Origin of the sequence: Anaerolactibacter massiliensis (assembly GCF_900290205.1) — a bacterium.
GTDB classification, from domain to species: Bacteria; Bacillota_I; Bacilli_A; order Erysipelotrichales; family Erysipelotrichaceae; genus Bulleidia; species Bulleidia intestinalis.
Window position 1 is genome coordinate 587,516 of the sequence record NZ_OLMH01000002.1, and the last position, 14,238, is coordinate 601,753.

The following is a 14,238-nucleotide window of genomic DNA, read 5'->3' on the forward strand; positions in this document are numbered from 1 at the left end:
CCTTTCACCTATAATCAGAGCGATGCAGAAGTCTGGTAACGGGTGGAAAAAGGTCCTTGCAACGCTTGCCGTCGTACTGGTGGTCCAGTATGCGGGGCTGAAGCTGATTCCGGGTGCCCGCTTTTATTTTCAGGGAGATGAAACAGAAGAAGTCATCCCGATGGTGATGCATTTTTATCGTGCCATCCGTTCCGGTTCGCTCGGGTTCTGGGACTGGACAAGCGGATTCGGGGTTTCCAATGCGATTCATCTGTTTACGTTTCTCGGTTCCCCGGGACTGCTGGTCATTCTGGCATTGCCGCAGATCACCGATCTGTTTCATGTTTTCTATTTTCTGATGTGCATTGCAGTTCTCCTGACTGGTTTATTCAGCTATTTCTGGCTGAGCCGGATCGTCAGAAGCGAAAAAGCCCGGATCACGGGATCGCTGATCATGGCATTTTCCGGCTGGATGATGTACTGGATGCATTTCTATAATTACCAGGAAGCCTGGGTTTATCTGACCATTCTCCTTTACAGCATGGAGTGCCTGATGGAAGGAAGGAAGAAGTGGCTGTTTCCGCTTATGATCTTTCTGATCCTTCTTCTTGATATCTACTTTTTCTACATGGCCTCCTGGCTGATTCTGTTTTATCTGGCTACCCGTTTCCGGATGAGGCAGGGAAAACTGACCTTCAGAGCACTGCTGAAAGATCTGAAAGAGCCATTTCTCCTGTATCTGCTCGGAATCGGGCTCGGAGCGTTCATTCTGATTCCGGAAGCTTATGAACTGCTTTCGGCAGGACGTGTTTCTTCCAATATTCCGAAACTGCTGAAAGATCCCTCCAACCTGCTGGTCAATCGCCATGGTCTGTTCCGGCTGCTGACAGCACTTTTCTCGCCAGTCGGAAATGACTATGACTATAACCTGTTCTCGACTCCATTCGATGAGAAGAGCATGCATTCTTATGCCCTCTATATCTACAGCTTCATGCTTTATCCATTGCTGCTGCCTCAGGTTAGGAAAATCTCTTTCCCCGGTAAGAAAGCATTGCTTCAGATGCTGGGCATTCTGTGCGTCTTCGCATTGATTCCGGATTTCTATATCCTGCTGAATGGAAATATCACCGTCCGCTGGTGCTTCTTCTTCATCGTTTTCCAGGTGATCCTTTCTGCCGAACTCCTCGATCAGGAAGAGCAGCTCGATCCTGTTCTGCTGAAGAAGTCCTGTGCCGGGGTGATCTTGCTTCTGCTCTGCTTTTCTGCGATTGGATTGTTCGGGAAAACTGCTTCAGCGATGAATCAGAAAGGGATCCTGTGGATTGTTCCATGCCAGATCCTGCTGGTGCTCGGATATACCCGGGCCCTGAATCAGAAAAAAGGGAAGAAGGGATATCTTCTCGTTATTCTTGCTGAATGTCTTCTGGTCTGTGCCTGCCGTCTGGTTAACGGCACTTCTCTGACGGTGAAACGTGGCGAAGCTGCGGAACAGTATGAAAACGCAATTGCAGATACGGAAGTCTATGACCGGATTCAGAGACAGGATGACGGCTTCTATCGGATCGTCACGGATGATCCGGCGGCTGAAAACTATCTGGTGCCGATGGCAAAGAATTTCAGGTCCGTGTCGTTCTATAACGGCGTTTACAACCGGGCGAATGATAACTACTATGACCGCAGGATCACCGGAACCTGGTTCATTCCGTATTGTCCTTCCAAATTCCTGTCGTATTCGATGTTCGGAACAAAATATCTCGTTACCTGGCGAAGCGATTCGTTTGTCCCATTCGGATATCGGAAAATCATGGAGTATGACCAGAACTGGTACGAGCCGGGTACACCGGTCACTGTTTACGAAAATGAGCTGGATATCGGTCTTGGCTATGCAAGCGCTGATACCTGGAGTGAAGCAGATTCTGACAGTCAGGATAAGTCGGTTCAGGATTTCCAGATTCTGACGGGAATTCTGACCGGGCATTCCGGAAATCATTATCAAGAGAATCCTGTCTTCCGGAAAATCGGCACAGATGTGAACAATGAAGCCATTGACTATGAAATCATGGAACCAGGAACTTTATTCTTTGATTACAGCCAGACAAAGCCTGACAGCAAGGGCTCCGTTGAGCTCTGCAAGGATGGAGCGCAGATTCTGTACCAGGAGTTTCAGGAATACGGTTTCTATGCTGTGCATGTGACAGAAAAAGCTGATTCAATCGGAATCTACTGCAGAAATGCTGCCTTTGAAAATGAACCGGTTCCATGCAATATCTACTGGATCAGCGACAGAGACCTGGAACAGATTTATCAGAATGTTCAGAAAGCAGACCGGATCACTTCTGCCAGGGCAGATTCCTTCACAGCTTCCGGAGATATCACGATCACGAAGAAGAATGAGATTCTCGCAACCACCATTCCTTTCAACAGAGGGTGGCAGGTCTATGTGGATGGCGTGAAAACAGATTATCAGATGGTCAATACTTCTTTTATCGGATTGCCATTAGCAGAGGGAACGCATCATCTGGAATTCGTATTTATTCCGCAGGGACTGAAGACCGGGCTCACCATCAGCATTTCCTGTCTGATTCTCTCCATCCTGCTGATGATCCGCAGGCGAAGATGAGGTTTGTTACTCACTGAGGCGTGTAATATAATAGAACCGTTTTACGGAGGTTTTATGAAAGCTTTACTTTCGGTCGTGGTTCCCTGCTATAACGAAGAGGAAACAGTAGACCTGTTCTACAAAGCAGTAACAGAAGTGCTGAATCAGATGGAGATGGATCACGAGATCATCTTCGTGAATGATGGTTCCCGCGACCATACCCTTGATAAGATGCTCGCATTATATGAAGCTCATCGCGGGGAAGTAAAGGTCGTCAATTTCAGCCGGAACTTCGGCAAAGAAGGAGCTCTTCTTGCTGGCTTGAAAGCCGCGAGGGGGGACTATGTCACGGTGATGGATGCAGATCTTCAGGACCCTCCGGAATACCTTCCGAAGATGTTCGAGCTCATGGAGAAGAATGGCGACGATGTCGTCGGAACCAGACGTGTCACCCGCAAGGGGGAACCGGCGCTTCGTTCCTGGTTTGCCAGACAGTTCTACAAGCTGATCAACCGGTATACGGAAGTCGAGATTGTTGACGGTGCCCGTGACTACCGTCTGATGACCAGGCAGGTCGTTGACTCCATCCTTTCCCTGAAAGAATACGGAAGATTCTCAAAGGGACTGTTTGTCTGGGTGGGCTATCAATGCGAATACCTGGAATATGAGAATGTTCAGCGCGTGGCTGGCGAGACGAAATGGTCTTTCTGGAAACTGTTCCGCTATGCGCTGGACGGCATCATCGAATATACGAATGCTCCGCTTCGCGTTGCCGCATGGGCAGGGGGAGCATTGTCCCTTGTCATGGCAATTGAGCTGATTGTTCTGCTGATTCTTTCGCTTGCCGGAAAGAGCATCACCGGAACTGCTCTCACGATTTCTCTTGTTCTGTTCCTCGGAGGAGTGATCCTGCTTGCCCTTGGGATTATCGGAGAATATCTTGCTAAAACGTATGATGAAGTACGGCATCGGCCGAACTACATCGTCAAGAAATTCTATGAATAAGCCATTCGGAGGTAATGAATGACAGATAGACCTAACCAGACTTCTTCCGGTGCCCGGAAAAAAGTGCGGAAAATCGATCCGGTGAAGAAAAAGCACCGGAAGATGAATCAGCGCATGATCCTGACTCTGCTGATTGTTTCAGCAGTCACGATTGTTGCATTTGTGTTCAATATCATCAATGTTGCACGCCGAACCACTTCCTCTTCTTCTGAAACAAATACCTCGCTTTCTTCGAATACCGATCGTTCGATGAAGAATGATCTGTATGAAATCGGAAATAATCCTACAGACTTTGAAAAGCAATGTTTCCAGGAGCTGAGTGATGCGATGCAGGGAACCGATCAGAATACATACGCAACCGCATTGGTAAAATGCTTTGTGTCAGACTATTTCACGTGGACCAACAAAGACGGAAACTATGAAGTAGGCGGTCTGCAGTATATTTTCGGAGAGAAATACACGACCTTTGAAGAATGGTCCCGCTACAATTACTACGAAAACATGGATCTCTATATCAGCCAGTACGGCAGAGAGAATCTGCCTGAGGTTACTTCCATCACGACTGAAAAGGATACGTTTCAGACGGATGACTATACGATCAATACGATTGATCCGGCACAGACCTATCCATGCTACCAGGTGCAGGTATCCTGGACCTATACGATGGGATCTTCCCTGAATGCGTCTGATTTTGTGAACGACATGCGTTTTCTCGTAGTTGATAACGATGGCAGAATGGAAATTGCAGAATTCTATGATATGAATTCCGTCAATGCCTGGGAAGCAGCCAACGGAACAAGCAGCAATGCAGAAGCGACTGCTTCTGCGGAGGGCTGATCATGACAAAAAAGATGAAAAAAACAGATCAGACCAGATTCCGCCGGGACATGACGCAGACGAATCTCATCATCACGATTCTTACGGTTCTCACCAACCTGCTGGTCATTTACACGATGATGAACAGTACCAGGTTTTCCAGCCTTTCCAAGAAGGACTTCATCCTTGTAAATGTGCTTTGTCTTATAGTCCTGCTCGTGATGAACGCTGCGGTGATGTATGGCATTCGCAGAAAGAAGAAGACCGTCTATATCACCGGGATTGTTCTGATGTGCGTGTTCCTTGTCATCGGCGCCTATGGCACGTATGCAGTGACGAGAGTGAATTCCAGTGTCAACCGCATCACCAGCACGACTACAACGGAATCTGTATCAACTTCCCTGGTGGTTTACAGTGAAACGGGAACGCAGGAAATCACTGATGTGAGCCAGCTGGATGGGAAAACCGTAGGCTATGCGACCGGAACCAATACCGCCGAACTCGGAAAGAATCAGATCAGTGCCAAAGGCATCAAGGTCAATTATGAGGAGTTCACGGACTATTCTTCTGAACTGCTCGCATTGTTCAACAGCGAAATTCAGTGTGCCATCCTGCCGACCAATTATCAGAGCATGTTCCAGAATGAAACCAGCCTGGCAGATCTGCTTGCCAATACGGCTTCGATTCTCGACTTTGAAGATAAGGTCACGGTGGAAAATGACAGCGGTTCCGATATCGATATCACGACGACTCCGTTTACGGTTCTTCTGATCGGAAATGCAGATGGTCTCTCCGATACGCTGATTCTCTGTTCGGTTAACCCGATTTCGATGAAGGTCACGATGACTTCCATTGCCCGTGACTCCTATGTTCCGATCAGCTGCTACAATGGAGCTTCTTCGAAAATCAATTCTGCTCATGCGGTCAGTGTTGGCTGCACGATTCAGACGGTTGAAGATCTGACTGGTGTCAACATTGATTACTATGTCGATACGAACTTCCAGGGCGTGGTGGATATCGTCGATGCGCTAGGCGGAATCGTCGTGAACTCGCCGCTGGAATTCGTCGGTCAGACTTCTTCCAGCACCCGCGGAACCTATACAGTGTGGGTTCCGGCAGGAGATAACGTGCTGCTTAATGGCGAACAGGCACTTGCCTTCGCCCGGGAACGGCATGCATTCGCTACCGGAGACTTCGCTCGTCAGGAACACCAGCAGGAAGTCATTGAGGCAATTGTCCGCACGATTCTCAGGACCAGAGACATCAATACGTTCCTGAATGTGCTAGACGCTGCCGGCGATAATATTCAGACCAATCTCTCTGTTGAGCAGATGACAAGCTTCGTCTCCTATGCGCTGCAGAAGACCAACCGCTACTACGACAGCGAGCATCCGGAGAATGTGTTCAATATCCAGTCCGGCCGGATTACCGGATATAACTCCGGGCTCTGGGATGAAAGCCTTCAGATTTCTCTTTCGATCGTCCGGATCTGGCAGGGAGCACTGGCAGATGCCAAGGCAGTCATTGAACGCAATATCGATATGACGACTGCCATCACGCCGATGACGAGTGTGCAGTGGTCCGCAAACTGGATCTTCGAAATTCCTGCAATCTGCCAGGAAACCTATAACGAAACAATGGTTCAGGATACCATGCCTACTACCCTCGGAAATTATGTGGGCAGAGACATCGGAACCTTGCAGTCCTTCTGCAATTCCTATGGTCTGACGCTGAATATCAGCTATGTGCAGGACAGCAGTCAGGCAAATGGCGTGATCGTTAACCAGGATCCTGCGGAAGGAACCGCGATTGACAGTATTTCGGCAGTCAATGTGACGGTGGTGGACAACTCGGCTGCGGCAACCCCGACGCCGACGGCAACTCCGGATACAACAACTGAAGAAGGCTGCAGGATTTCTGGAATGTACTGGTATAACAATACCTGCAATTCCTCTCCGCAGGAGACTGCAACCCCAACGCCTTCTCCGACATCTACACCGACTCCTTCCACGCCAGAGCCGACGCCAGAGCCGACGCCAACTCCTTCAACCCCAGAGCCGACACCGGTACCACCCTCGGCTCCGGAGCCTACTCCAACCCCTTCAGATCCTCCTGCTGGTCAAAGTACAGGAAATGAAGAGAACAATTAAAAAGGCACCAGGTTCCTGATTCATGAAAACAGAGCAGATTCTCCGGATTCCGGGAGGTCTGCTCTTTCAGAATGCATGGTTCAATGATTCTCACGAAGAGCCGCGCAGTCATGGTAAAATAGAGGCAGTATGAGTAATAAGAAAGTTGCAGTGCTGATTCCGTGTTTTAATGAAGAGCTGACCGTGGCCAAGGTGGTCAGTGATTTCAGATCGGTTCTTCCGGAAGCAGAAATCTATGTCTACGATAATAATTCCACCGATCGTACTTATGAACTTGCAGAGAAAGCAGGAGCGATTGTCAGGAAAGAAGAACATCAGGGAAAAGGCAATGTCGTGCGGACGATGTTCCGCGAGATTGATGCGGATGCCTATATTCTGGTAGATGGAGATGATACGTATCCGGCCGAAGAAGTTCACGTTCTGCTCGATCCGGTTCTGAATGAAGGGGTGGATATGGCTATCGGCGACCGCTTATCTAACGGAACATATTATTCAGAGAATAAGCGTGCCTTTCATGAATTCGGAAACAACATGGTCCGCGATCTGATCAATCATCTGTTTCATGGAAACATTCATGACATCATGACCGGATACCGGGTCTTTTCAAGACGCTTTGTCAAATGCATGCCGATTCAGTCGGATGGGTTTCAGATTGAAACGGAAATGTCCGTATTTGCGCTGATCAGCAAAATGAAGATCCGGGAAGTCCCGATTACGTACCGGGATCGTCCGGAAGGTTCTTTTTCCAAGCTGAATACGTATAAAGACGGCATGAGGGTGCTTCTGACGCTGTTTGATCTGTATAAAAACTACCGTCCGATGTATTTCTTCTTCTGGTTTTTCCTGTTTTTCCTGGTGCTCGGCATCATTCTCAGCACGATCGGGAGCCAGCTGGCAGGGAGTACTCTGATTGTGATTGCAGCAGTGATTCTGATGTCCGGCATCATTCTGGATGCGATCAAGAATCAGGCACTTCAGAATCTGAATGAAGTAATTCTCGCGTATGGAGAGCGGAAGGAACATCGCTCATGAAACTGATAGCTGCATCGGTTCTGATTCTGTTTCTATTGTTTGAAGGACTCGGAACCTGGCTTGGAGATCGGCTGAACTGCACAGTGGGAAAGTTCGGAGCTCCCTATGGGGCTGCTGCTTTTTTTGCGCTGATTGCGATTCTCTATTATCCGATAGAGATCCTGCATGGTGATTTCCGGATCCTGTTCTGGGAAACGGTTCTCGTGGTTCTGTTCATGCTTTATTGCACGATCCGTTCCTGGAAGACTGTGCTGGAACATCTTAAGAGCAGATCTTCTCTCTGCCTGCTTATAGGGGCAGTGGCCTTCTGCTTTGTCTTCTATCATTGCTATGTGGATCTCGAGTTCTCGGATGCGACGATGTATCTCGGATACATTTCTCAGGATATCGGCAATGCGCAGATCAATCTGTTCAACCCCTATACCGGAGTGAGCGGAAAAGAATGGGATTCCCTTTATCTTTATCAGGCATATTATCCATTCGTCAGCGTTTATATCTGCACGCTGAATCTGACTGCTGGTGCGTTCAGGATGGGGCAGGTGGAAACTCTGAAAGCAGCTGTATGGGGAATGGGCATGCTGTATCAGCTGGTCAGCACCGCACTTCTGATCAATATCACCACGCTCCTCAAGACGAAGAATATCTGGCAGAAACGCGTGCTTCTGTTTTTTGGAATGTTCTATCTGAATCTCTACTACTGGCGGGTAGTTGATGCCTGGTATGGAAATACCTGGCGAACATTATTCCTCACGCTGCTGATGGTCTCGGTCTATCGATGGATCGCAGGCGAATTCACAGACTCTGATGCGAAGAAGATTCTTCCGGTCATCAGCTTTGCCGGCATCGCATGCTCAAGCTCCTATCTCTTTATCTCCTTTGCGCTGCTCTCGATACTTGCAGCATATCTGTTTCTCAGAAAAGGGGAGAATGTCTTCCAGCAGATGTCGGTCTATGTCATCCCGCTGGTCGTATATGCCTGCGTGATGCTTACGCATCAGACGTCTGCTGCCTACCTGATCATGTGCTTCTTTACGGTATATTATTTCCTGCTTTTCACGAAGCAGAAGTTCCGTGATCTGCTTCATCGCCTCGATCTCTTCATCGAGAAACATGCCAGACTGATCTTCGTGATTCTGATTCCATGCTTATGCATGGGCTATTCGCTTTACCTGCACGTTGCACATCCGGAATTCCTGTATGACTATGATTACTTCTTCCGGAATCATCAGGATGTGGACATGGTCAAGGACTATTTCTTTGTCTACAGCACCTGGCTGGACAATCTGATCAATGTGCTGAGGTGGATCGGCGTCATTCTGCTGATTCAGAATGCAGTGAAGCCGGAAGATCTGTATCTGAAGGTCAGTGCGCAGCTGATGATTCTCGTGTTCATGAATCCGCTGGCAACTCCTGCTATTGCGGCAGCCATCGCTTCCAACGTGTTCTACCGGGCGTGGGAAGTCATGTTCAACCCATTCACGGAGCTGTTTCTGATCAATCTGCTATTCCAGCATCTCAATGCATGCAGGCAAGGACGTTTTCTGCAGATATGTCTTGCCGGCCTCCTTCTGTTTGTAACGATTGATACGAATGTTCTGGCGCTTCGGGGAGATGGAAACGCTTCCTATGGGTTCTATGTGTCCCATGCGGGGGATACGGATCCTCTCTCGAAGGTGACGAAAGATGAAGCAGAAGCGATTGATGCTCTGAAACAGTTGCTCGGAGAAGAGGCTTATTCCGGCACTCAGCCGATCATCCTCTCTCAGATTGAAGCGACCCGTTCCTATCTGCCGAATGTGATTCAGCTGATCACGCCGCGGGATACGTATTATACCGATACCCGAGTCAATGAAGATCTCTATCAGATCGCAAGACGGCATCATCCATGGGACGAAGTAACTGAAGCCCCTTATGAAGAAACCGCCGCGCTGCTGAAACAGTATCAGGTTCAGTATGCGGTAGTCAGATACTGGGAAAACCCGGAGTATGATGCAGCCCTTTCGGAATGCGGAACCAATATCTATCAGAACAGCACGATCCGGATCTATCAGATCAGTTAAATGAGAAGGAAAAACAGATGGAAACAGAACAGAAACAGAGAGTGATTATTCTCGGTTGCGGATATCTCGGATACAACCTGTATGCACTGCTGAAGGAGACATTTCCGACAGAAATCTGGGGCATTGACAGTCCTTATGTTTCAAAGGTGCTTGATTTCACGGAAGTCGATGCATTCAATCCGGATGAGATGGAAGCCCTTGATTTTCGTGATGCAGTCATTATTGATGCGATCGGACTGGTCGCTAATAATGCGGTCAGCGAGAATGAGGAGATGGCCCTGGATGGCATTGCCGGAAATTACCGGAGACTGCTCAGAACGCTGAAGAGGGGCGGAGCAAAGCGTTTCCTGTTCTTCTCTTCGGGAGGAACGGTCTATGGCAACAGCCTGAAGCCGATCTCAGAAGAAAGCATTCTGCATCCGATGACGCTGTATTCCCGCAGCAAGACCCGGGAAGAAGAAGTCATCCAGGAATCTGATCTGGATTATCTGATTCTGCGTCTTTCAAATCCGTATGGCGGCTACCAGATCAGCGGCAAGCGCCAGGGAGTGATTCCGATTCTGATCCGGAAAGCGTATCAGAATGATCCGTTTGAGATGTGGATCGACGGAGATTCCATCCGTGATTACTTCTATATCACCGACCTTGCCCAGGCCATCAGACTGCTGATTCTGAAAGAGATCAGCAGGGAGATCATCAATGTCGGTTCCGGCATCGGCACGAGCCTCAATGAAGTGATTCATCTCGTCGAAGAAACTACCGGACACCAGATTCACATCGTTCCCAAGAGCAGCGATGTGCCGGTCGTCAAAGCCATCGTACTGGATATCTCAAAGCTTGAAAGGCTGACTGGCTATCAGCCTTCTGTCTCCATGCAGGAAGGCATCGCCATGGAGAATGAACGGATCAGAGGGGAGTTAGGATTATGATTTATGATGCAGTGATTGTCGGCGCAGGGTATTGCGGAGCAGTGACCGCAAGATGCCTGGCAGATTATGGAAAACAGGTCCTGGTTCTCGAGAAGCGGGACCATATCGGCGGCAATGCGTATGACTATCTGGATGAGAACCAGGTTCTGCGCCATCAGTACGGACCTCATATCTTCCATACCGATTCCAGGCAGGCAGTTGACTTCCTGTCCCGGTTCACGGACTGGTTTCCGTATGAGCACCGGGTGCTCGGCTATATCGAAGGAAAGCTCGTTCCGATTCCATTCAATCTGACTTCCATCGAGATGCTGTTTCCGAAGGAGAAGGCAGACCATCTGAAGCAGGTGCTCATCGATGCCTATGGCATGGATCATAAAGTGCCGATCCTGGAGCTGAGAAAGAACGAGGATCCGGAGATCCAGGAACTGGCAGATTATATCTTCGAGCATGTCTTCAAGTACTATACGATGAAGCAATGGGGATATACGGCAGAAGAAATCGATCCTGCCGTTACCGGCAGAGTGCCGGTACTCGTCTCTTATGATGACCGGTATTTCCGCAATCAGTATCAGCAGATGCCGAAGAAGGGCTATACCGCCATGTTCCAGCGCATGCTGAATCATCCGGGCATTCATCTTGAACTAGGAACCGATTCTTCCGCTCGCCTGAAGATTGATCCGGAAACAAAGAAGGTCTTCTTGGACGGCCAGGAATATCAGGGAACTGTGGTCTATACCGGCCTGGTCGATGAGCTTCTTGACTGCCGGCTCGGCGAGCTTTCCTATCGGAGTCTGGAATTTGATGTCGAAACGAAAGACGGAGACTATCAGCCGGTTACCACCGTGAATTACCCGACCCCGGCAGAACAGCATCCTTACACCAGAATTTCAGAATACAAGAAGATGATGCTGCATCCGCCAGTCGGCAAGACCACGATTGCCATCGAATACCCCTATGCTTATGACCGCCATGGGAAGAAGGGCAATGTACCGTATTATCCGGTCTTCACCGAAGCATCGAAGCAGCGCTATCAGGACTATGTGAACCTGATCCAGGGAATTCCGAACCTGCATCTGCTCGGCAGACTGGCTGAATACCGGTATTATGATATGGACGCTGCCGTCGATGCAGCTCTGGAACTATCCAGAAAACTGCTGGCAGAAGGATGAGGACATGCATCCTTTTGCCCCGATCGCGTGAACGAGTATAATAACAGTCATTGAAGAAAGAAGACTGCATGGATAGAAAACTGATCAGAAACTACCTCTACAATGCCCTGTACCAGATCGTCAAGATCATTCTTCCGATGATTCTGGTGCCATATACGGCTGTCCATATCGGCGAATCGATGCTCAGCATCTATCAGTACGCCGGCTCGATCATGAACTGGTTCATCCTGTTCGGCATCCTCGGCATCAATACCTACGGAAACCGGCAGATTGCCAAAGTCCGGAACAATAAGGAAGAACTTAACCGGACGTTCTTTGAGATCTTCTATATGCAGCTGCTGGACATGATCGTGGCCATGGCAGCGTTCTATCTGTTCATCCATTTCTTCGTCACGGAGAATAAGTTCTACTATGAGCTGACCGGCCTTACGATGATTGCCTCGATGCTGGACATCACCTGGTTCTTCTATGGGGTCGAAGACTTCAAGAAAGCAAGCATCCGCAACATCATCGTCAAATGCCTTGGCGTCTTCCTGATCATGACGCTCTGCAAGACTCCGGACGATCTCTGGATCTATATCCTGATTAACGTGGGGGCAGAACTCGTCGGCCAGGGAATCATGTTTGCCCAGCTGCACCAGTACATCACCTTTGAGAAAGTATCCATCAAGGATGCCTACCGGCATCACTTCAAGGCGACCTTTCAGCTTTTTGTGCCGACCATCGCAATCTCCGTTTATACGATGCTGGATACGACGATGCTCGGGGCGATGTACAGAAATCTGGATCATGTTGCCTATTACAATACATCCATGAACATCGTGAAGATGTTTCTGACCCTGATCACCAGCATCGGCTCAGTCGTCCTTCCAAGAGTCACGAATGTCTATTACAATGATTCTGACGGGGCAGACAAAGCTCAGCATCTGATCTCCGTGACCATGAAGATCGCCTGCATGCTGGCGCTCCCGATGTGCTTCGGCATGATGGCAATTGCCCCGAACTTCATCAGCTGGTACATTCCGCAATGGCCGATCGTTGCCGATCTGGTCATGCTTGGATGTCCGATCATCATCTTCATCTCGATGTCGAATGTCACCGGCACGCAGTACATGGTTCCGACCGGCATGTATTCGCAGTATACGAAGTCCGTGGTTGCCGGCTCGATCGTGAACTTCTGCTTCAACTTCATCATGATTCCGAGATATGGAGCCTATGGCGCCATCATCGGCAGCCTCATTGCGGAATTCTCAGTCATGTTCATTCAGCTGCTCATGATCCGCAAGAAAGTGCACCTGGGCTTGCGGAACAGAAGCTATGTCATCTATATCGCCGGGGCACTGCTGATGTTTGCGGTGGTCTATGCCATGAACAGCTTCCTTCCGAGAACCATTGCCGGAACCCTGCTTCAGGTTCTGACCGGCATGGTCATCTACTTCTGCGTCCTTTACTTCTCGAAAGAAGAATTATGCCGCCGGGTGCTTTCCAAAATGAACAGGAGAAAGGCAGATGCCTGAAATCAGCGTCATCATCCCAGTCTATAACGTTGAATCCTACCTTCCGAAGTGCATTGATTCTGTACTGAATCAGACCTGGAAGGACTTTGAGCTGATTCTAGTCAATGACGGCAGTACCGACCGCAGTCTTTACATCTGCAGATCCTATGCTGAAAAAGACACCAGGATCAGAGTGATTGACAAACCGAATGGCGGCCTTTCGGATGCTCGCAATGCAGGCATGGAAAAAGCTTCAGGAACTTATATCGATTTCATCGACAGCGACGATTTCGTCGAGCCGGAACTTCTGGAAACCTGCATCAGGAAGTTCCATGAAACGGATGCTGATATGGTGCTGTTTGACTACTATCAGTACCATATGGCAACCGGAGAAAAGGAAGTCATTTCCAATCCTTATTCCGATACAGAGAATTATTCGCTTTCTGATCACCCGGAGCTGATCACGAAAATCAAGAACTGCGCCTGGGGCAAGATGTATCGTCTCTCTTTGTTCCGGGATAATCACATCATCTATCCATGGGGATGCTACTACGAAGATCTCGGAACAACTTACCGTCTGCTGTTACGGGCGAAGAAGATTGCCTTCATCAATGCTCCTCTTTACGATTATCTTGTGGACCGTCCCGGCAACATCACTTCTGAGTTCAGCTGGAAGGCTTATCATGTCCTGGACATGATCAAGATCACGCTGGATGATTATAAAGCCCGCGGCGTGTATGAGAAGTATTATGAAGAGCTGAAATATCTGGCAGGGGTCAACATCACTGAATGCCTGCGCAAGACCAGGACCTGCACGGATACTGCGCTTGTCAGCAAATATATCCAGGTCTGTTTCTGGTTTCTGAAGACCAACTGGCCGGAATACCCGAAATGCAGGTATCCGATCGCAAAGAACCGCAGCGACTGGATTTACCTGAGAGAAAATCGGCTCCGCATGTATCTGAAACTGAATGCACTGCGGCATAAGAAAGAAGGTTAATCT

General features: G+C 48.9%; 10 protein-coding genes. All 10 read left to right on the plus strand.

Annotation, left to right across the window (positions count from 1 at the left end):
- The first annotated feature begins 22 nt into the window (after positions 1-22).
- Positions 23-2,599 (plus strand): YfhO family protein, encoded by a 2,577-nt coding sequence (locus tag C7E00_RS06350; protein WP_105303495.1) that lies wholly within the window; start codon positions 23-25, stop codon positions 2,597-2,599.
- A gap of 54 nt (positions 2,600-2,653) precedes the next feature.
- A complete protein-coding gene (locus tag C7E00_RS06355; RefSeq protein ID WP_105303496.1) occupies positions 2,654-3,583 on the plus strand; it encodes a glycosyltransferase family 2 protein in 930 nt (309 codons plus the stop codon).
- An 18-nt stretch (positions 3,584-3,601) separates the two neighbouring features.
- Positions 3,602-4,420 carry a hypothetical protein gene (locus C7E00_RS06360; protein ID WP_105303497.1) on the plus strand — a complete coding sequence of 273 codons (819 nt, stop codon included), beginning with the start codon at positions 3,602-3,604 and terminating at the stop codon, positions 4,418-4,420.
- A gap of 2 nt (positions 4,421-4,422) precedes the next feature.
- The gene (locus tag C7E00_RS06365) at positions 4,423-6,549 is read left to right on the plus strand and encodes an LCP family glycopolymer transferase (RefSeq protein WP_105303498.1); all 2,127 of its coding nucleotides are present in this window, start codon (positions 4,423-4,425) and stop codon (positions 6,547-6,549) included.
- 129 nt (positions 6,550-6,678) lie between these two features.
- On the plus strand, positions 6,679-7,581 hold the full coding sequence (locus tag C7E00_RS06370) for a glycosyltransferase family 2 protein (RefSeq protein WP_105303499.1): 903 nt from the start codon (positions 6,679-6,681) through the stop codon (positions 7,579-7,581).
- Entirely contained in the window at positions 7,578-9,641 is a 2,064-nt protein-coding gene (locus C7E00_RS06375) for a hypothetical protein (protein WP_105303500.1), read from the plus strand. The genes C7E00_RS06370 and C7E00_RS06375 overlap by 4 nt, the downstream gene beginning before the upstream one ends.
- Before the next feature lie 17 nt (positions 9,642-9,658).
- Positions 9,659-10,570 carry an NAD-dependent epimerase/dehydratase family protein gene (locus C7E00_RS06380; protein ID WP_167836495.1) on the plus strand — a complete coding sequence of 304 codons (912 nt, stop codon included), beginning with the start codon at positions 9,659-9,661 and terminating at the stop codon, positions 10,568-10,570.
- Positions 10,567-11,739 carry a UDP-galactopyranose mutase gene (glf, locus tag C7E00_RS06385; RefSeq protein WP_105303502.1) on the plus strand — a complete coding sequence of 391 codons (1,173 nt, stop codon included), beginning with the start codon at positions 10,567-10,569 and terminating at the stop codon, positions 11,737-11,739. Before C7E00_RS06380 ends, glf begins: the two co-directional genes overlap by 4 nt.
- A gap of 68 nt (positions 11,740-11,807) precedes the next feature.
- Complete coding sequence (locus C7E00_RS06390; RefSeq protein WP_105303503.1) at positions 11,808-13,256, plus strand: flippase; 1,449 nt, start codon at positions 11,808-11,810, stop codon at positions 13,254-13,256.
- Positions 13,249-14,235 (plus strand): glycosyltransferase family 2 protein, encoded by a 987-nt coding sequence (locus C7E00_RS06395; protein WP_105303504.1) that lies wholly within the window; start codon positions 13,249-13,251, stop codon positions 14,233-14,235. The genes C7E00_RS06390 and C7E00_RS06395 overlap by 8 nt, the downstream gene beginning before the upstream one ends.
- Positions 14,236-14,238: the final 3 nt, after the last annotated feature.

Coding starts and splice junctions, on each gene's coding strand:
- C7E00_RS06350 (WP_105303495.1), top strand. CDS start 23: ATGCAGAAGTCTGGTAACGGGTGGAAAAAGGTCCTTGCAACGCTTGCC.
- C7E00_RS06355 (WP_105303496.1), top strand. CDS start 2,654: ATGAAAGCTTTACTTTCGGTCGTGGTTCCCTGCTATAACGAAGAGGAA.
- C7E00_RS06360 (WP_105303497.1), top strand. CDS start 3,602: ATGACAGATAGACCTAACCAGACTTCTTCCGGTGCCCGGAAAAAAGTG.
- C7E00_RS06365 (WP_105303498.1), top strand. CDS start 4,423: ATGACAAAAAAGATGAAAAAAACAGATCAGACCAGATTCCGCCGGGAC.
- C7E00_RS06370 (WP_105303499.1), top strand. CDS start 6,679: ATGAGTAATAAGAAAGTTGCAGTGCTGATTCCGTGTTTTAATGAAGAG.
- C7E00_RS06375 (WP_105303500.1), top strand. CDS start 7,578: ATGAAACTGATAGCTGCATCGGTTCTGATTCTGTTTCTATTGTTTGAA.
- C7E00_RS06380 (WP_167836495.1), top strand. CDS start 9,659: ATGGAAACAGAACAGAAACAGAGAGTGATTATTCTCGGTTGCGGATAT.
- glf (WP_105303502.1), top strand. CDS start 10,567: ATGATTTATGATGCAGTGATTGTCGGCGCAGGGTATTGCGGAGCAGTG.
- C7E00_RS06390 (WP_105303503.1), top strand. CDS start 11,808: ATGGATAGAAAACTGATCAGAAACTACCTCTACAATGCCCTGTACCAG.
- C7E00_RS06395 (WP_105303504.1), top strand. CDS start 13,249: ATGCCTGAAATCAGCGTCATCATCCCAGTCTATAACGTTGAATCCTAC.